Genomic DNA, 16,964 nt, shown 5'->3' with positions numbered 1-16,964 from the left:
CACTGTATGGCTGACCTGGCAGAAGAAAACGCTACGCCCGTTTGGCGAAGCCGCATGAATGAAGCGTCCGATCGCTTCAAAGCGCTTCCCAACAATAAAAAAGTCCTGTTCCTCGCGGCGGTAGCCGCCATTTTCGCTGTTATCGTGGGCGCGGTGGTGTTGAACCGCACGCCCAGCTATAAAGTCCTGTTCTCCAATATCTCCGACCGCGACGGCGGGCAGGTGGCCGCTTCGCTGCAGCAGATGAACGTGCCGTATCAGTTGGGCGAGGGCGGCACCATCTCCGTGCCCTCGGACAAGGTCTACGACGCGCGCCTGAAGCTGGCGGCGCAAGGCCTGCCCAAGGCCGGCGGCGTCGGTTTCGAACTGATGGACAATCAGAAGTTCGGCATCAGCCAGTTCGCCGAGCAAGTCAATTACCAGCGCGCCATCGAGGGCGAGCTGGCGCGCACCATTGAAGCAGTGGGCTCGGTGGAGACCGCCCGCGTCCATATCGCCATTCCCAAGCAAAGCGTCTTCGTGCGCGAACAGCAGCAGCCCACCGCCTCGGTGATGCTGAGCCTGTTCCGCGGCCGCATGCTGGACGCCGGGCAGATCGCCGGTATTTTGCACCTGGTGTCCAGCTCGGTGCCCAATCTGCCGGTCAAGAACGTCACCATCGTCGATCAGGACGGCAATCTGCTGTCCAAACAGAACGGGCCGGACGAGAACTCGGGCCTGGATCAGCGCCAGCTGGGCTATGTGCGCCAGGTGGAAGAGGGCTACGTCAAGCGCATCGAGGATATCCTGGAGCCGATCTTCGGCAAGGGCAATTCTCGCGCCCAGGTCACCGCCAGCGTCGATTTCGCCGAGGTGGAGCAGACCTCGGAAACCTTCAAGCCCAATTCCAGCCCCAATCCGTCCTCCACCCGCAGCCAGCAGATCAGCGAAAAGCTGAACAACGGCGCAGCGTTGCCGTCCGGCGTGCCGGGGGCCTTGTCCAATCAGCCGCCGTCGGCCGCCTCCGCTCCGATCACCTTGCCGCCGGGCGCCGCGCCGGGCACCGCCACGCTGTCCGGCCAGACCATGGGCGCGTCCGGCACGCTGCAACGCGACATCACCACCAATTACGAAGTCGACAAGACCATCCAGCACACCAAGATGCCGCAGGGCGGCGTCAAGCGCCTGTCCGCCGCCGTGGTGGTCAATTACCGGCGCATGCCGGACAAGAACGGCGAAATGAAGCCGACGCCGCTGACCCCGCAGGAGGTTCAGCAGATCAATAATCTGGTCAAGGAGGCGATGGGCTTCAACACCCAGCGCGGCGACACCCTGAACGTGGTCAACGCCGCCTTCGCCGACGCCGAAGTGCCGGCGACGCTGCAGGAAAAAGTCACCGACTACGTGGCCAGCAACGGCTCCAGCCTGATCAAGTACGGCCTGCTGACCATCGCGGTGCTCTACCTGCTGTTCGGCGTGGTGCGGCCCATCATGCGCGATCTGGTCAAGCCGCCGGCGCCGGCCAAGGGCAGCGAAGAAGAGGCCGCGGCGCAGGCCGCCGCCGCGGGCGGCCGCCTGCTGGGCGTGGCCGGAGAAGAAGGCGAGGAGGGCGCGGCCGGTCACGCCGGCGGCGCCGCGGGCGGCGGCGATCCGCGCGAAGCGCAGATGCGGCAATACACCACCAATCTGGAAGCGGTGCGTGAAATGGTGAAATCCGATCCGCGCATGGCGGCCCAGATCATCAAGGAATGGATAAGCGCCGATGAGTGAGAACGGAGTGCGCAAAAGCGCGGTGTTGCTGTTCAGCCTGGGACAGGCCGAGGCGGTGGAGGTGTTCAAATACCTTGGTCCCAAGGAAGTGCAGAAAATTTCGCTGGCGATGGCGGCGATCAATAATCTGAGCTACGAACAGATCGACGAGGTGGTCAGCGAGTTCAAGGGCGAGTGCGCGGCGCGCGCCAGCATCGGCGCGTCCGACGAATACCTGCGCAATGTGCTGATCGAGGCGTTGGGTCCGGACAAGGCGGCCAACCTGCTGGACAAGATCATGCAGGGCAACGACCACAGCGGCATCGAAAGCCTGAAGTGGATGGACCCTTCTTCCGCCGCGGACCTGATCCGCAACGAACACCCGCAGATCATCGCCACCATTCTGGTGCATCTGGAGCCGGATCTGTCCAGTTCTATTCTGTCCTTCTTCCCGGAGCGGATGCGCAACGAAGTGCTGATCCGGACCGCCACGCTGGAGGGCGTGCAGCCGCAGGCGCTGCGCGAACTGAACGACGTGCTGACCCAGCTCTTGTCCGGTTCCGACCGCATCAAGAAGAGTGCGGCTGGCGGCATTGGCCTGACCGCGGAAATCCTCAACTTCATGGGCTCCAACGTCGAGGCCGCCGCGCTCAATTACATCCGCGAGTACGACCCGGAGCTGGCTCAGCGCATTCAGGACAAGATGTTCGTGTTCGAGAACATCCTGGAAATCGACGACCGTTCGATCCAGACGATTCTGCGCGAAGTGCAGTCCGATTCTCTGGTCATCGCGCTCAAAGGCACCAGCGCCGAGCTCAAGGACAAAATCTTCCGCAATATGTCGCAGCGGGCCGCGGAAATGTTGCGCGACGACCTGGAGTCCAAGGGCCCGGTCAAGCTGTCCGAAGTGGAGGCCGAGCAGAAGGAAATCCTCAAGGTGGTGCGCAAGCTCGCCGACGACGGCCAGATCGTACTAGGCAGCAAGGGCGGTGATGAAGGTCTCGTCGAGTAATCCCATCATCCCCGGCGAGGAGCTGGAGGGCTGGAGCAGTTGGAGTCCCAACGCGCTGGACGGCCTGACTCAGAGACTGACGCCGGTGCAACTGATGGAGCTGGCGCAGCAGCGCCGCCGCCAGCAGGAGCAGGCGCAGGCGGAGTCCGCCGCCGAGCCGGCCCCGGCCGAGCCCGAAGCGGAAACCGGCGGGGCCGAAAACGAGCGCGCGGTCAGCGGTTATCCCACCGCGGCGGAGCTGGAAGCCATCCATCAGGAAGCCTGGCAATCCGGTCATGAGGCCGGGGAGGAAGCCGGCCGCGCCGCCGGTTATCAAGAAGGTTTGACCGCCGGGCGCGAGCAAGGGCTGGCCGAGGTGCGCGCCGAGCAGGAGGCCCGCTTCGCCGCGGCCTGGCAGCCGCTGCAAGCGCTGGCGGCAGGGCTGGCGCAAGATATTTCCCGTTTTGAAACCGAATTGTCGGCGGACTGGCTGGCGCTGGCGCTGGAGCTCGCCGGCCAGCTGAGCCATGGGCTGGCGCGGCAGAATCCTTTGTTGATTCAGGAGTTGCTGCGCGAGGCGCTGGAGGACTTGCCGGCCACGCTGGCTCAGGCGCGGCTGCGCTTGAACCCGGCGGATCTGGCCGTGGCGCGGGAGTTTCTGGCCCAGGAGACGCCGGAAACCCAGTGGCAATGGATAGAGGATCCGGAAGTGGAGCGCGGTGGCTGCGTGATAGACACCGCGGCGTTGCGTCTGGATCTGACCATGAACACCCGCATCGCCGCCATGCGCAAAGCCTTGGGAATGGACGATGAGCCCGCCGCTGATTGAGCGCCAGCGCGCCTGGCTGCGCGATTGCGCGGACAGCGCGCGCGCCGCCAAGCTGTGGCAGCCCTGCGGCAAGCTGGTCCGCGTCACCGGCATGGTGATGGAGGCGGTGGGCCTCAAGCTGCCGGTGGGCAGCGCCTGCCAGGTGGCCCTGGCGGATAAGCGCCTGGTGGAAGCCGAGGTGGTGGGCTTCTCCGGCGACAAAGTCTTTCTGATGCCGCTGAGCAATGTGCATGGCTTGCTGCCGGGCACGCCGGTGATGCCGCTGACGCCGCAGCACCCGCCGCAATTCGGCAAGACCCGAGCCCAGGCCGCCGGCGACGGCGCGTCCGGCCGCATGGTGCCGGTGGGGCTCAGCCTGTTGGGCCGGGTGCTGGACTCGCTGGGCCGGCCGCTGGACGGCAAGGGCGACATTCATCCCGACGCCTGGTTTCCCTTGCACAGCCAGCCGATGAACCCGCTGGACAGATCGCCGGTGCGCGACGTGCTGGATGTCGGCGTGCGCGCCATCAACGGCCTGTTGACGGTGGGGCGCGGTCAGCGTCTGGGCCTGTTCGCCGGCTCCGGCGTGGGCAAATCGGTGTTGCTGGGCATGATGGCGCGCTTCACCAAGGCCGACGTGGTGGTGGTGGGCCTGATCGGCGAGCGCGGCCGCGAGGTCAAGGACTTCATCGAAAACATTCTCGGCGACGAGGGCATCGCCCGCTCGGTGGTGGTGGCCGCGCCGGCGGACATGCCGCCGCTGATGCGGTTGCACGGCGCCGCCTACGCCACCGCGCTGGCCGAGTATTTCCGCGCCCAGGGCCTGGACGTATTGCTGCTGATGGACTCGGTGACCCGTTACGCGATGGCGCAACGCGAGATCGCGCTGGCCATCGGCGAGCCGCCGGTGACCAAGGGCTATCCGCCGTCGGTGTTCGCGCGTCTGCCGCAATTGATCGAGCGCGCCGGCAACGCCGCCGAGGGCGGCGGCTCCATCACCGGCTTCTACACGGTGCTGTCCGAGGGCGACGATCAGCAGGATCCGATCGCGGACTCGGCGCGCGCCATTCTGGACGGCCACTTCGTGCTGTCGCGCGAACTGGCAGAATCCGGCCACTATCCGTCCATCGACATCGAGCAGTCCATCAGCCGGGTGATGGTGGACGTGGTGCCGCAGTCGCAGATGGCTTTGGCCCGGCAATTCAAGCAGCTGTATTCGCGCTATCAGCGCAACCGCGATCTGATCAGCGTCGGCGCCTATGTGCCGGGCTCGGATCCGGTATTGGACGAGGCGATGCGGCGTCAGCTGCCCATGGTCGGTTTTCTGACCCAGCCTATGCATGAGTCGCAGGATTTCCCGTCCAGCTGCGAACAATTGCAGGGCGTGTTGTCCTGAGGCTGAGCCGTGGCGGAGAGCAAATACCTGTTGTTGATTCGCTTGGCCGAGGACAAGCAGAAGGCCGCCGCCGAACGCATGCGGCTGGCGCAAGGCCGTCTGGCGGACGCCCGTTCGCGTCAGGAGCAGCTGGACGCGTTTCGCGGCGAGTACCGGCAACGGCTGACCAGCCGCGGCGCTCAGGGCATCAGCGCTTTGCAGTATCAGGATTTCCAGCGTTTTCTCGCCCGTCTGGACGAGGCCATGGTGCAACAGCAGGGCGAGGTGGAGCGCTGCACCCAGCGTTTCTTGCTGGAGCGTCAGGCCTGGCAGCATGAATACAAAAAGCTCAAGGCCTATGAAAAACTGTTGCAGCGGGAGCAGGAGCGCGCCGCCGTGCGCGAGGCGCGGCTGCAGCAAAAGGCCAGCGACGAATTCGCCACCCGGCGTTTCTGGGACAGCACCCACGGCGAGGAATAAGGTCTTGCCCATAGGCCGGCGCTTGGCACGCTAGTTGCTTTATTGTCTGCGTCTTACTTGTAGAGAGTCGGCCATGACGACACCTGTGAACGCAGCCGCGGCCAATCCGGTCGGCGGCAAAGCCAATATGCCGGGCGGCAATCTGGCCACTGCCGGCGATACCGGCGCCGGCGACCTGTTCGCCAGCCTGCTGGGTCTGCAGATGAGCGCCCTGGGCAGCTCCTTCCTGCCGGGCGCCAACGCCGATCCGCTGGCGGACGCAGGCCTGGACAAGGATAAGCCGGCCAAGGGCGAGGACGGCCAGGCGCAGGCGACGCCCTTGCCGGGCATGCCGCTGATGGCCGCCGCGCAGCAGCCCGTCCAGCAGCAGGCGATGGCCGCGCCGCGGGCCAGCGGCGATTTGCCGACCGGCGCCAAGCCGGTGGATCTCAAGCCGGACGTCGCCGCGACTCTGCCCGCCGCTCTTGGCAAGACCCGCAACCTGCCCCTGCAGGCGCAGCAAAATTTGCCGGAAGACGGCAAGGTCCTGCCGCAGTTTTTGCCGCTCCAGGGGCATGAACAGCTGGCGGTCAAGCAAACGGCGCCCACGCCGGTGTTCACCGTGCAGCAGCCGGTGACCGATCCCAATTGGGCCAAGGCGATGAGCGAGCAGGTGATGGGCATGGTCAGCCTCAAGGCCGACAAGGCGCAGATCCAGTTGAATCCGCCGCAATTGGGGCCGATCGAGGTGACGCTGAAGATGAACGGCAACGACCAGGCCCAGGTATTGTTCGCCGCGGCGGTGCCGGCCACGCGCGAAGCGCTGGAAAACAATATGCACCGTCTGTCTTCCATGCTGGCCGCCGGCGGCATTCAGCTGACCGACGCGCAAGTGTCCAGCGGACAATCCGGACAGCAACAGCAGGCGTTTCAGCGCGGACAATCGCAGCGCGAGAACGAGAGCGCCGAGCCCGAGCCGATGGATGCATTGAGCAGCATCAAGGCCGCTCGAGGCATTCTCAGCATTTTCGCCTGATCATTTGTGATAATCTCCCCTGTTCAATTGGCATCTAAAATTAGAAAATATAGTGAAGAAATCGTTTAAGATTTCACTATGAACACCCAGTGAACAGGGCAGGTATATGGCAGAAGATAAAAAAGCGGAAAAAGCAGAGAAAAAAGCAGGGGGCGGCGGCAAATTGATGCTGATCGTCATTGTGTTGCTGGTTCTGGTGTTGGCCGCGGTGGGGGGCTTGGCCGCTTACATGTTCACTAATATGAATAAACCGGCGGCGGCCGGCGAACATGCCGAGCAGACCAAGGAAAAACCCAAGAAGAAAAAAGAAGGTCCGCCGATCTTTGAAAAGCTGGACACTTTCGTGGTGAATCTGGCCGGCAACGACGGTTCTTTGCTGCAAGTGGACATGCAGGCGGAGCTGGCCGACGAGGAAGCCAAAAAGAAATTCACCGATTACGCGCCCAAGATTCGCAGCGCGCTGATCCTGCTGCTGTCGTCCAAGTCCGCGGTTGAGCTGGCGACGCCGGACGGCAAGGTGCGGCTGAAAGCCCAGGTCAAGCAGATCATCAATGAGTCGATGGACGCCGGCGAGGAGCAGCCGGTGGAAAGCGTGCTCTTCACCTCCTTCATCATCCAGAAGCAGTAAGCGGCATGGGCGACGATATTCTTTCCCAGGAAGAGGTAGATGCCCTACTCAGGGGCGTCTCCGGGGAGGATGAGGATGACAGCGGCGGCGGGGACGCGCAGGGCGTCCGCGGCTACGATATCGGCCGGCAAGAGCGCATTGTGCGCGGCCGGATGCCGACGCTGGAAATCATCAACGAGCGTTTCGCGCGCAATCTGCGCATCGGCCTGTTCAACTTCATCCGCCGCAACGCGGAAATCTCGGTTGGGCCGGTGCGGGTGCAGAAGTACAGCGAGTTCATCCGCAACCTGGTGGTGCCCACCAACCTGAACCTGGTGCACGTCAAGCCTTTGCGCGGCACCGGCCTGCTGATTTTCGACCCGGATCTGGTCTTCCTGATCGTCGACAATCTGTTCGGCAGCGACGGGCGCTACCATGTGCGGGTGGAAGGCCGCGACTTCACCCCCACCGAGCAGCGCATCATCCGCCGTTTGCTGGACGTGGTGTTCGTCGAATGCCAGAAGGCCTGGGAGCCGGTGCACCCGATCGAGTTCGTCTACCTGCGCTCCGAAATGAACACCCAGTTCGCCAACATCGCCACGCCCACCGAGGTGGTGGTGGCGATGACCTTCCATATCGAACTGGGCGCCGGAGGCGGCGATTTCCACATCTGTCTGCCGTATTCGATGGTGGAGCCCATCCGCGACATGCTGTCCAGCACCATGCAGGCGGACCGCACCGAGGTGGACAACCGCTGGGTCAACCTGATGACGCATCAGGTGCAGGCGGCGGAAGTGGAGCTGGTGGCGACCTTGGGCCAGACCAAGGTGACCTTGGGTCAGATTCTGAATTTGAAGAACGGCGACGTGGTGATGTTGGAGATTCCGGAACGGGTGGAGGCCGATGTGTCGGGCATTCCGGTGTTCGAAGCCAGCTACGGCACCGTGCAGGGGCGCTATGCGCTGAAGGTGGAGCAAGTGTTGGCCGGCGCGAATGATTTTCACGAGCCTCTGGGGGATAAAGAGTAATGAGCGAAGAAGAATTGCAAGCCGCGCAGATGGAGGCCGAAGCGGCCGCCGCCGCGGCAGCCGCTGCCGGCGGGGCCGGCGGCGAGGAAGAGATATCGATGGACGACTGGGCGGCCGCGATGGCCGAGCAGGAAGTGGTGGACGCCGCTCCCGAGGCGGTGCCGGCGCAGAACCTGTTCCAGGAACTGGGCGCGAGCACGTCCGGCGCCGGCGTGCCGCAGAACCTGGACATGATTCTGGACATCCCGGTGCAATTGACCGTGGAACTGGGCCGCACCAAGATCGCCATCCGCAACCTGCTGCAATTGGCGCAGGGCTCGGTGGTGGAACTGGACGGCATGGCGGGCGAGCCGATGGACGTGCTGGTCAACGGCTGCCTGATCGCCCAGGGCGAGGTGGTGGTGGTCAACGACAAGTTCGGCATCCGGCTGACCGATATCATCACGCCCGCGGAGCGCATTCGCCGCCTGCAAAAATGACGAGGTCAGCCATGTTTGCGATGACGCGCCGTGCAGTGCAGGGCGCTTTTTATTTGGCGGCGTCCAGTCTGGCCGCCGCGGCCACCGTCGCGCCGCCGGCGGCCGCGCCGTCGCCGTTCATGAGTTTGCTGCAGGTTTTGTTCGGCCTGGCAGTGGTGCTGGGCGCCATCGTCGGCATGGCCTGGCTGTTCAAACGGCTGTCCGGCGGCATGCTGGGCGCGTCCAACCGCCTGAAGGTGGTGAGCGGCACCATGGTGGGGCCCAAGGAGCGCGTGGTGATCGTGGAGCTGGAGGGCGAGTGGCTGGTGCTGGGCGTGACGCCGCAGCAAGTCAATCTGCTGAGCAAGCTGCCGCGGCCGGAAGGCGCGGAAACCGAGGTCGCGCCGGCGGCGGAGCCGTTTGCGCGCTGGTTGAAGGCGGCGATGGACAAGAACCGCAAGGACAAGGCGGGGCCGCGATGAAGCGCTGTCTCCGATACGGCGCCTTGGCCTTGCTGGCGACGCCCTTGATCGCGGACGCGGCCGGCGGCCTGCCGATGATGAGCAGCACGCCGGCGGCCGGCGGCGGGCAGAATTACTCCCTCAGCCTGCAGATGTTGCTGTTCATGACCGGGTTGACCTTCATCCCGGCGATGATGCTGATGATGACGGCCTTTACCCGCATCATCATCGTGATGTCCTTGCTGCGCCAGGCGATGGGCACCATGCAGTCGCCGCCCAACCAGGTGATCGTCGGCTTGTCGCTGTTTCTGACCCTGTTCGTGATGGGGCCGACCTTCGATCAGGTCTACGCCAAGGCCTGGGTGCCGTTCTCCGACGACAAGATCACGTTGCAACAGGCGGTGGACGAGGCCAGCAAGCCGATGAAGGCCTTCATGCTGCGCCAGACCCGGGAGAAGGATCTGGCCTTCTTCATCGAGATTTCCCAATCGGAAAAGCCGCAAACCAAGGCCGACGTGTCGATGAAGACCCTGGTGCCGGCCTATGTGATCAGCGAGCTGAAAACCGCGTTTCAGATCGGCTTCATGGTGTTCATTCCCTTCCTGATCATCGATCTGGTGGTGGCCAGCATCCTGATGGCCATGGGTATGATGATGGTGTCGCCGGTGACCATCTCGCTGCCGTTCAAGCTGATGCTGTTCGTGCTGGTGGACGGCTGGACCTTGCTGATGGGCTCGCTGGTGCAGAGCTTCTATACTGGCTGAGGCGGCATGATGGCTTGTGACTGGAAACGTCGCCGGGTTGGGCCCGGCGTTTTAGGCGAGGAGCGGGCGGCATGAGTCCGGAGCTGATCATCAATATCGTGCAGAACGCGCTGTACATCCTGATCATCGTCGCGGCGCCGGTGTTGCTGGTGTCGCTGCTGGTGGGCCTGCTGGTCAGCGTGCTGCAGGCGGCGACTCAGATCAACGAGATGACGCTGACCTTCATTCCCAAGCTGCTGGCGATGTTCCTGGTGCTGGTGCTGGCCGGGCCGTGGATGTTGAACACGCTGATCGAGTACACCACGCGGCTGTTCCAGAGCATTCCGCACGTGATCGGCTGATGCTGAGCATTTCCGACGCGCAGATCAACGCGCTGGTGGCCATGTTCGTCTGGCCGTTCGCGCGCATCGTCGGCCTGCTGCTGGTGGAGCCGGTGTTCGCCTATCGCGGCGTGCCGCGCCGTTTCAAGGCCGGCTTCGCGCTGATCCTCACCGTGATGCTGGCGCCCTTGCTGCCGCCGCTGCCCGCGGTGCCGCTGGTGTCGGCCGAGGGCATCGCCATCCTGTTGCAGCAGTTGTTGATCGGCCTGGCGATGGGCTTCGTCATGCGCATCGTGATTTCCGCGGTGGAAGTGGCTGGCTTCATCATGGGCTCGCAAACCGGCCTGGGTTTCGCCATGTTCTTCGACCCGATGCACTCGGCCCAGGTGCCGGTGGTGTCGCAGCTGCTGACCCTGTTCACCTTTCTATTGTTTCTGGCCTTCGACGGCCACCAGGTGGTGCTGTCCACCCTGGTGGAAAGCTACCGGGTGCTGCCGATAGGCATGAGCATGCCGGACCAGGGCATCAAGGCGCTGGCCCTGTGGGGCGGCCATCTGATCGAGTGGGGCGTCTGGCTGGCCATGCCGGTGATCGCGGCGCTGCTGATCACCAACCTGGCGATCGGGGTGATGACCCGCGCCGCGCCGCAGTTCAACATCTTCACTTTCGGTTTTCCGCTGACCCTGATGATAGGTTTCATCAGCATCTATCTGACTTTGCCGATGATGGTGCCGGTGCTGGAGCAGATGTACCAGGCCGGTTTCGAGATGATGCTGGCCATGCTCAAGGCCAAGTAGGCGGCCGCCATTCCTGTCCAGATTCAAGTTCTGCTAAAATAAGCGCCAATTTTGACTGAAAGGTCCGCAGTGGACCGGACAACAGACAGAGGCAACTATGGCAGGTCACAGTAAATGGGCTAACATCCAGCACCGCAAAGGTCGTCAGGATGCCAAACGTGGCAAGATCTTTACCCGCTTGATCAAGGAAATCACCGTTGCGGCCAAGATGGGCGGCGGGGACACCAATATGAACCCGCGCCTGCGCCTGGCGGTGGACAAGGCCAAGGCCGAGTCCATGCCCAAGGACAATATCGAGAACGCGATCAAGCGCGGCACCGGCCAGCTGGACGGCGTCGATTACGTGGAATGCCGCTACGAGGGCTACGGCATCGGCGGCGCGGCGGTGATGGTGGACTGTCTGACCGACAACAAGACCCGCACCGTGGCCGACGTGCGCCACGCTTTCTCCAAGTACGGCGGCAATATGGGCACCGACGGCTGCGTGTCCTTCCAGTTCAGCCATTGCGGCTATCTGGTGTTCGCGCCGGGCGTGGACGAGGACGCCTTGATGGAGGCGGCGCTGGAAAGCGGGGCGGAGGACGTGGTCGCCAATGACGACGGCTCCATCGAAGTGATCACCGGTCCGTACGAGTTCTCCGACGTCAAGGACGCGCTGGAAGCCAAGGGCTTCAAGGCGGAGATGGGCGAAGTGACGATGAAGCCGCAGAACGAGACCGAACTGTCCGGCGACGACGCCGCGCGCATGCAGAAGCTGCTGGACGCGCTGGAAGACCTGGACGATGTCCAGGACGTCTACACCTCCGCGGTGCTGGACGAGTAAGACGCGGACGCGGGTAGGCCACAGGCCCCGCGGCGGCAGGAAAAAAAGCTCCCCCCAGGGGAGCTTTTTTTGCGTCCAGGCTGCGCGGCCCCTCTGTAGTTTTGCCGCTACATTGAAGCTCGCCCGGCGTCAAGCGCCGCCGAAGGGCTTGGCGCGGACTGTTGCATTTGCTGAACAGATTGAGTTTATCGCTTCCGGCGCGTGGGCGGCTCTGCTATAAAGCGTCAGCTGATTACGTTTTAGCAATTGACGCCGCCGGGCTAGCCGCGGCGTCGTTTGATCACGATGAGGAAACTATGACCCGGGTCCTGGTGGTGGGCAGTGTCAATATGGATCTGGTGGTGGAAGCGGAGCGCTATCCACGGCTGGGTGAAACCTTGTTTGGCAAGCGCTTTGCGTCCTATCCGGGCGGCAAGGGCGCCAATCAGGCGGTGGCCGCCGCGCGCCTGGGCGCGCAGGTGAGCTTGTTGGGTTGCGTGGGCCGCGATATGTTCGGCTCCCAGCTCAAGGAGACCTTGCGGGCCGAGGGCGTGGACATCGGCCGCTTGCGCGAGGCGGACGTGGCCACCGGGCTGGCGACGATTACCCTGGCCGAAGGCGACAACGCCATCGTGGTGGTGCCCGGCGCCAACCATCAGTTGCTGCCGCAGCATCTGGATCAGGACGAACAAGCCTTCCGCGACGCCGACGTGGTGCTGGCGCAGATGGAGGTGCCGCTGGCCACGGTGGAGCGCGCGGCCGAGCTGGCGCAACGCCACGGCAAGCCCTTTTTGCTGAATCCGGCGCCGGCCCGCCCCTTGCCGTCCAGCCTGCTGGAACGGACCGCCTTGTTGACGCCGAACGAACACGAGCTGGCGCAGGCGCTGGACGAGCAGGGCGATTGGCAAACGCTGATGCGCAAACTGCCGGGACGGGTGGCGATGACGCGCGGCAAGGACGGCGCTTATTTCTGCCGCGCCGACGGCAGCCTGCATCATCAAGCCGGCTTCGTGGTGTCCGCGGTGGACACCACCGGCGCCGGCGACACCTTCAACGGCGCCTTGGCCGCGTTCTGGCCGCAGGGCCTGGAGGCGGCGATGGCCTTGGCCTGCGCCGCGGCCGCGCTGTCGGTGACGCGATCCGGCGCGCAGAGCGGCATGCCGACGCTGGCCGCGCTGCAACAGATGCTGAAGGAACAGGCATGAAGCGGCTGGGACATCTGAACCGGGACATCGCGCGGGTATTGGCCGGCATGGGCCACACCGATAGTCTGGTGATCGCCGATTGCGGCCTGCCGATTCCGCCCGGCGTCGAGTGCATAGACCTGAGCCTGCGCCTGGGCGTGCCGGAGTTTCCCAGCGTGCTGGACTCCATCCTGGCGGACTTCAAGGCGGAGCGGGCCTTGTTCGCCTCCGAATGCCTGCAGCACAGCCCGGCGGTGGAAGTGCTGGCCAACGATATGGCCGCGCACGGCGTGGCGGTGGAGTACGCGCCGCACGAGGAGTTCAAGCGCCGCTGCCGCGAGGCCAAGGCGGTGATCCGCACCGGCGAATGCACGCCGTACGCCAATGTGATCCTGTATTCCGGCGTGATCTTTTGAAGGGACGGGCGATGAAGGTAAGCATGCGCGGCATCAGCAAGGCCTTTGGCCCGGTCAAGGTGCTGGAGGCGGTGGATTTCACCGTGACGGGCGGCGAAGTGCATGCCTTGATGGGCGAGAACGGCGCCGGCAAATCCACCTTGATGAAGATTCTGTCCGGCGTCCATCAGGCCGACGCCGGAGAGATCCTGCTCAACGACCGGCCGGCGACGATACGCTCCACCACCGAGGCCGAAGCCCAAGGCATCGCCATCATCCATCAGGAACTGAATTTGATTCCGCAGCTGTCGGTGATGGAAAACCTGTTTCTAGGACGCGAACGCGAGCATAGCCGCTTCGGCGTGATCCGGCGCGCCGGCATGCGGCGCGAGGCCAGCCAGATTTTGCAGCAGCTGGGCGCCGGTCAGATCGACCCGGAAGCGGAGGCCGGCAAGCTGTCCATCGGCCAGCAGCAGATGGTGGAAATCGCCAAGGCCATGTCCTTGAACGCCAAGGTGTTGATTATGGACGAGCCGACCGCGGCCTTGACCGAGCGCGAGATCGAAGCCTTGTTCGTCTTCATGGAGCAGCTCAAGCGGCGCGGCGTGGCGATTGTCTACGTGTCGCACCGGATGGAGGAAATCTTCCGCGTCTGCGACAAGATCAGCGTGCTGCGCGACGGCTGCTTCGTCGGCGAGCGTCAGATCGCCGCCACTGATTTCGACGAGGTGGTGAGGCTGATGGTGGGCCGCGAGATCGGCGACCGTTTTCCCAAGCGCGCGTCCGCGCCCGGCGCGGTGCGTCTGGAAGTGGAAGGGCTGGCCGACGACGGCCGCATCCGGGACATCGGCTTCGAGGTCCGCGCCGGCGAGGTGCTGGGCGTGGCCGGTTTGATGGGGGCGGGCCGCAGCGAGATTCTCAATGTCTTGTTCGGCGTCCGGCCGCGTCGGCAGGGGCGGGTGAGGCTGGACGGCGCGGAGCTGGACATCCGCCGGCCCGGCGACGCCATCGCCGCCGGCATCGCCTACGTGACCGAAGACCGCAAGAGCCAGGGCCTGGTGCTGGGCATGTCGGTGCGGGAGAACGCCACCCTGGTGCATCTGCGCCGCCACGCGCGGCTGGGGGTGGTGAACCGCCGTTCCGAGAACGAGGAGGCGCGACGGCTGATCGAGCAATTGCGCATCCGCACCCGCGACGCGGAACTGGACGTCAAATCCTTGTCCGGCGGCAATCAGCAAAAAGTGGTGTTCGCCAAGTGGCTGGCGGAGCCGCCCAAGCTGCTGTTGCTGGACGAGCCGACGCGCGGCGTCGACGTGGGCGGCAAGGCCGAGATCTACCACATCATCAATCAACTGGCCGCCGCCGGCGCGGCCATCGTCATGGTGTCGTCCGAATTGCCGGAAGTGATGGCGATGAGCGACCGCATCCTGGTGATACACGAGGGGCGCCGGGCCGGGCTGTTCGAGGCCGGCGCGGCGACGCAGGAAGACATCATGGCCGCGGCGGCCGGCGCGACGGCGGACTGAGCGTCGCCGCGCATTGAATATTCAGGTCGCGCCCATCGGGCGCAAGCAAGGGAAACGGTAAGCAAGATGACCCCGCAACAAAAAGCAACGCTGCAAAAACTCGGGCCTTTCATCGCCCTGCTGGCGATCTGCGCCGGCTTGTCGGTGATGAGCGCCGACTTCCTGACCATGGGCAATCTGCTCAATGTGATGCGCCAGGTCTCCATCAACGCCTTGATCGCCTTCGGCATGACCCTGGTCATCCTGCTGGGCGGCATCGATCTGTCCGTGGGTTCCATCCTGGCCTTGTCGTCGGTGCTGACCGCGATGCTGCTGCAAGCCGGCGTCGATCCGCTGCTGGCCACGCTGTTGGGCATTCTGTCCGGCGCGCTGATGGGCTGCTGCAACGGTCTGGTGATCAGCAAGGGCAAGGTGGCGCCCTTCATCGCCACGCTGGCGTCGATGACCATTCTGCGCGGCCTGTCATTGGTGGCGTCCAACGGCAGCCCGATCACCGGCTTCGGCAGCGATATGTTCTCCATGCTGGGCGGCGGCTATGTGGCCGGCGTGGTGCCGGTGCCGGTGGTGTGGATGTTGCTGATGTTCGCCGGCTTCTGGTTCATGTTGAAGAAAACCGTTTTCGGCCGCCATGTCTACGCCACCGGCGGCAACGAGGAATCCGCGCGGCTGTCCGGCGTCAAGGTGGATCGGGTCAAGATCTGGGTCTATACCTTGTCCGGCGCGCTGTCGGCGATGGCTGGCGCGGTGCTGACCTCGCGGCTGAATTCGGCGCAGCCCACCGCCGGCGCCGGCTACGAGCTGGACGCCATCGCCGCGGTGGTGCTGGGCGGCACCAGCCTGACCGGCGGCCGCGGCTGGATTGTGGGCACGCTGATCGGCGCCTTGCTGATCGGGGTATTGAACAACGGCCTTAATCTGCTGGGCGTATCGTCCTTCTATCAGCAGGTGATCAAGGGCGTGGTGATTCTGCTGGCGGTGCTGTTGGACCGCAGCGGCAAGAAGTAAGCACGTTTTCACGATCTCGCGAGCGAGACGAGACGAAAAAGGCTGAGGGTGTGGCGCGCGCATCATGTCGCACCAGCATTCTGAAGCCGTTTTCAAGGCCGTGTCGTCGATGCGTGACAGATCGTGAACAGGTTCAGAGCGCGGCCCGCCAGCGGCGGGACAACAGCGCAAGCGACCATAACACTAGGGGAGTTTCAATATGCAGCGCTTTCATCACACTAGGGGGAGTTCCGATATGCAACGCTTAATCAAGCCTTTGGTTTTCAGTGTCATCGCGGCCAGTCTGATCGCCTGCACCAAGCAGGGTCCGGCCGACGGCGCCTCGTCCGGCGCCAGCGCGCCGGCCGCGGCCGCCGGCCAGCCGGTGGTGGGCCTGGCGGTGTCCACGCTGAACAATCCGTTCTTCGTCTCGCTGCGCAAGGGCGCGGAAGACGAGGCGGCCAAGGAGGGTGTGCGCCTGATCACCGTGGACGCGCAGGACGATTCCGCCAAGCAGCAGGCCAGCGTGGAGGATCTGATCCAGAAGAAGGTGAGCGTGATCCTGATCAATCCGACCGACTCCTCCGCCGTCGCCAATGTGGTGAAGGAAGCGGTGAGCAAGGGCATCAAGGTGGTGTCGCTGGATCGCAGCGTCAACGGCGCCGAAGTCAGCGCCCACATCGCCTCCGACAATGTGGCCGGCGGCAAGATGGCGGCCGACTTCCTGCTGCAGAAGCTGGGCGGCAAGGGCCGGCTGGTGGAACTGGAAGGCATCCCCGGCTCCTCCGCCGCCCGCGAGCGCGGTCAGGGCTTCCACGCGGTGGCGGACGGCAAGGCCGACGTCAAGATCGTGGCCAAGCAGCCGGCCGATTTCGACCGCGCCAAGGGCTTGTCGGTGATGGAAAACATCCTGCAGGGCAATAAGGACGTGCAGGGCGTGTTCGCCCACAACGATGAAATGGCGCTGGGCGCCTTGAAGGCGATCCAGGCCGCCGGCCTGAAGAACGTCGCGGTGGTGGGCTTCGACGCCACCGCCGACGCGGTGGCCTCGGTCAAGGCCGGCGGCCTAGCCGCCACCGTGCAGCAACAGCCGGAACTGATCGGCCAGTACGGCGTGCAGACCGCCAAGAAGCTGATCGACGGCCAGCAGGTGGAGAAATTCATCCCGGTGCCCTTGAACCTGGTCAAGCAGTAAGCCTGAAGACCGGTCTCGCTCTGGCGATGAGGGCCGGCTTGAGGTA

The 16,964-nt window shown here is 64.4% G+C and carries 19 protein-coding genes; all 19 read left to right on the top strand.

All coding sequences use genetic code 11. The features are described from left to right. The first annotated feature begins 54 nt into the window (after positions 1-54). The 19 genes from fliF (at position 55) to rbsB (ending at position 16,918) form a co-directional block, all read left to right on the top strand. Complete coding sequence (gene fliF / locus QUG03_RS18235) at positions 55-1,749, top strand: flagellar basal-body MS-ring/collar protein FliF (RefSeq protein ID WP_227107856.1); 1,695 nt, start codon at positions 55-57, stop codon at positions 1,747-1,749. Beyond that, a complete protein-coding gene (gene fliG, locus QUG03_RS18230; RefSeq protein ID WP_048413990.1) occupies positions 1,742-2,740 on the top strand; it encodes a flagellar motor switch protein FliG in 999 nt (332 codons plus the stop codon). The genes fliF and fliG overlap by 8 nt, the downstream gene beginning before the upstream one ends. Further along, positions 2,721-3,548 carry a flagellar assembly protein FliH gene (locus QUG03_RS18225; RefSeq protein WP_107799664.1) on the top strand — a complete coding sequence of 276 codons (828 nt, stop codon included), beginning with the start codon at positions 2,721-2,723 and terminating at the stop codon, positions 3,546-3,548. The genes fliG and QUG03_RS18225 overlap by 20 nt, the downstream gene beginning before the upstream one ends. Beyond that, positions 3,529-4,923: a flagellar protein export ATPase FliI gene (gene fliI / locus QUG03_RS18220; protein WP_227107860.1), complete on the top strand. Its 1,395-nt coding sequence runs from the start codon at positions 3,529-3,531 to the stop codon at positions 4,921-4,923. The genes QUG03_RS18225 and fliI overlap by 20 nt, the downstream gene beginning before the upstream one ends. A 9-nt stretch (positions 4,924-4,932) precedes the next feature. Then, positions 4,933-5,382: a flagellar export protein FliJ gene (gene fliJ, locus QUG03_RS18215; protein ID WP_107799662.1), complete on the top strand. Its 450-nt coding sequence runs from the start codon at positions 4,933-4,935 to the stop codon at positions 5,380-5,382. A gap of 73 nt (positions 5,383-5,455) precedes the next feature. Then, positions 5,456-6,397 carry a flagellar hook-length control protein FliK gene (locus tag QUG03_RS18210; protein WP_227107864.1) on the top strand — a complete coding sequence of 314 codons (942 nt, stop codon included), beginning with the start codon at positions 5,456-5,458 and terminating at the stop codon, positions 6,395-6,397. 166 nt (positions 6,398-6,563) lie between these two features. Continuing rightward, the gene (locus tag QUG03_RS18205) at positions 6,564-7,025 is read left to right on the top strand and encodes a flagellar basal body-associated FliL family protein (protein ID WP_227107866.1); all 462 of its coding nucleotides are present in this window, start codon (positions 6,564-6,566) and stop codon (positions 7,023-7,025) included. 5 nt (positions 7,026-7,030) lie between these two features. Then, positions 7,031-8,032, top strand: coding sequence for a flagellar motor switch protein FliM (fliM, locus tag QUG03_RS18200; RefSeq protein WP_048413985.1), 1,002 nt, complete (start codon positions 7,031-7,033; stop codon positions 8,030-8,032). Positions 8,033-8,061: 29 nt separating this feature from the next. After that, positions 8,062-8,511, top strand: coding sequence for a flagellar motor switch protein FliN (gene fliN, locus QUG03_RS18195; RefSeq protein ID WP_048414031.1), 450 nt, complete (start codon positions 8,062-8,064; stop codon positions 8,509-8,511). Positions 8,512-8,522: 11 nt separating this feature from the next. Beyond that, entirely contained in the window at positions 8,523-8,972 is a 450-nt protein-coding gene (gene fliO, locus QUG03_RS18190; RefSeq protein ID WP_233246691.1) for a flagellar biosynthetic protein FliO, read from the top strand. Further along, positions 8,969-9,715, top strand: a complete 747-nt coding sequence (fliP, locus tag QUG03_RS18185; RefSeq protein WP_107799658.1) for a flagellar type III secretion system pore protein FliP — start codon at positions 8,969-8,971, stop codon at positions 9,713-9,715. Before fliO ends, fliP begins: the two co-directional genes overlap by 4 nt. Positions 9,716-9,786: 71 nt before the next feature. Continuing rightward, positions 9,787-10,056 carry a flagellar biosynthesis protein FliQ gene (gene fliQ / locus QUG03_RS18180; protein WP_019099986.1) on the top strand — a complete coding sequence of 90 codons (270 nt, stop codon included), beginning with the start codon at positions 9,787-9,789 and terminating at the stop codon, positions 10,054-10,056. After that, positions 10,056-10,832 carry a flagellar biosynthetic protein FliR gene (fliR, locus tag QUG03_RS18175; RefSeq protein WP_107799657.1) on the top strand — a complete coding sequence of 259 codons (777 nt, stop codon included), beginning with the start codon at positions 10,056-10,058 and terminating at the stop codon, positions 10,830-10,832. Before fliQ ends, fliR begins: the two co-directional genes overlap by 1 nt. Positions 10,833-10,929: 97 nt before the next feature. Beyond that, complete coding sequence (locus QUG03_RS18170; RefSeq protein ID WP_107799656.1) at positions 10,930-11,655, top strand: YebC/PmpR family DNA-binding transcriptional regulator; 726 nt, start codon at positions 10,930-10,932, stop codon at positions 11,653-11,655. 296 nt (positions 11,656-11,951) lie between these two features. Continuing rightward, positions 11,952-12,839 (top strand): ribokinase, encoded by an 888-nt coding sequence (locus tag QUG03_RS18165; protein ID WP_500820613.1) that lies wholly within the window; start codon positions 11,952-11,954, stop codon positions 12,837-12,839. After that, positions 12,836-13,234, top strand: a complete 399-nt coding sequence (rbsD, locus tag QUG03_RS18160; RefSeq protein WP_107799654.1) for a D-ribose pyranase — start codon at positions 12,836-12,838, stop codon at positions 13,232-13,234. Before QUG03_RS18165 ends, rbsD begins: the two co-directional genes overlap by 4 nt. An 11-nt stretch (positions 13,235-13,245) precedes the next feature. Then, positions 13,246-14,739: a sugar ABC transporter ATP-binding protein gene (locus QUG03_RS18155; RefSeq protein ID WP_235088190.1), complete on the top strand. Its 1,494-nt coding sequence runs from the start codon at positions 13,246-13,248 to the stop codon at positions 14,737-14,739. A 66-nt stretch (positions 14,740-14,805) separates the two neighbouring features. Next, complete coding sequence (locus QUG03_RS18150; protein WP_019099980.1) at positions 14,806-15,744, top strand: ABC transporter permease; 939 nt, start codon at positions 14,806-14,808, stop codon at positions 15,742-15,744. Positions 15,745-15,979: 235 nt separating this feature from the next. After that, entirely contained in the window at positions 15,980-16,918 is a 939-nt protein-coding gene (rbsB, locus tag QUG03_RS18145; RefSeq protein ID WP_107799653.1) for a ribose ABC transporter substrate-binding protein RbsB, read from the top strand. Positions 16,919-16,964 lie beyond the last annotated feature (46 nt).

It is taken from the genome of Chromobacterium sp. CCUG 30098 (assembly GCF_059916605.1).
This window is presented reverse-complemented; position numbering and strand designations above follow the sequence as displayed.

What these genes read in the sequence shown, in the direction of transcription:
- fliF (WP_227107856.1), top strand. Translation starts at nt 55, where the DNA reads ATGAATGAAGCGTCCGATCGCTTCAAAGCGCTTCCCAACAATAAAAAA.
- fliG (WP_048413990.1), top strand. Translation starts at nt 1,742, where the DNA reads ATGAGTGAGAACGGAGTGCGCAAAAGCGCGGTGTTGCTGTTCAGCCTG.
- QUG03_RS18225 (WP_107799664.1), top strand. Translation starts at nt 2,721, where the DNA reads ATGAAGGTCTCGTCGAGTAATCCCATCATCCCCGGCGAGGAGCTGGAG.
- fliI (WP_227107860.1), top strand. Translation starts at nt 3,529, where the DNA reads ATGAGCCCGCCGCTGATTGAGCGCCAGCGCGCCTGGCTGCGCGATTGC.
- QUG03_RS18210 (WP_227107864.1), top strand. Translation starts at nt 5,456, where the DNA reads ATGACGACACCTGTGAACGCAGCCGCGGCCAATCCGGTCGGCGGCAAA.
- QUG03_RS18205 (WP_227107866.1), top strand. Translation starts at nt 6,564, where the DNA reads ATGCTGATCGTCATTGTGTTGCTGGTTCTGGTGTTGGCCGCGGTGGGG.
- fliM (WP_048413985.1), top strand. Translation starts at nt 7,031, where the DNA reads ATGGGCGACGATATTCTTTCCCAGGAAGAGGTAGATGCCCTACTCAGG.
- fliN (WP_048414031.1), top strand. Translation starts at nt 8,062, where the DNA reads ATGGAGGCCGAAGCGGCCGCCGCCGCGGCAGCCGCTGCCGGCGGGGCC.
- fliO (WP_233246691.1), top strand. Translation starts at nt 8,523, where the DNA reads ATGTTTGCGATGACGCGCCGTGCAGTGCAGGGCGCTTTTTATTTGGCG.
- fliP (WP_107799658.1), top strand. Translation starts at nt 8,969, where the DNA reads ATGAAGCGCTGTCTCCGATACGGCGCCTTGGCCTTGCTGGCGACGCCC.
- fliQ (WP_019099986.1), top strand. Translation starts at nt 9,787, where the DNA reads ATGAGTCCGGAGCTGATCATCAATATCGTGCAGAACGCGCTGTACATC.
- fliR (WP_107799657.1), top strand. Translation starts at nt 10,056, where the DNA reads ATGCTGAGCATTTCCGACGCGCAGATCAACGCGCTGGTGGCCATGTTC.
- QUG03_RS18170 (WP_107799656.1), top strand. Translation starts at nt 10,930, where the DNA reads ATGGCAGGTCACAGTAAATGGGCTAACATCCAGCACCGCAAAGGTCGT.
- QUG03_RS18165 (WP_500820613.1), top strand. Translation starts at nt 11,952, where the DNA reads ATGACCCGGGTCCTGGTGGTGGGCAGTGTCAATATGGATCTGGTGGTG.
- rbsD (WP_107799654.1), top strand. Translation starts at nt 12,836, where the DNA reads ATGAAGCGGCTGGGACATCTGAACCGGGACATCGCGCGGGTATTGGCC.
- QUG03_RS18155 (WP_235088190.1), top strand. Translation starts at nt 13,246, where the DNA reads ATGAAGGTAAGCATGCGCGGCATCAGCAAGGCCTTTGGCCCGGTCAAG.
- QUG03_RS18150 (WP_019099980.1), top strand. Translation starts at nt 14,806, where the DNA reads ATGACCCCGCAACAAAAAGCAACGCTGCAAAAACTCGGGCCTTTCATC.
- rbsB (WP_107799653.1), top strand. Translation starts at nt 15,980, where the DNA reads ATGCAACGCTTAATCAAGCCTTTGGTTTTCAGTGTCATCGCGGCCAGT.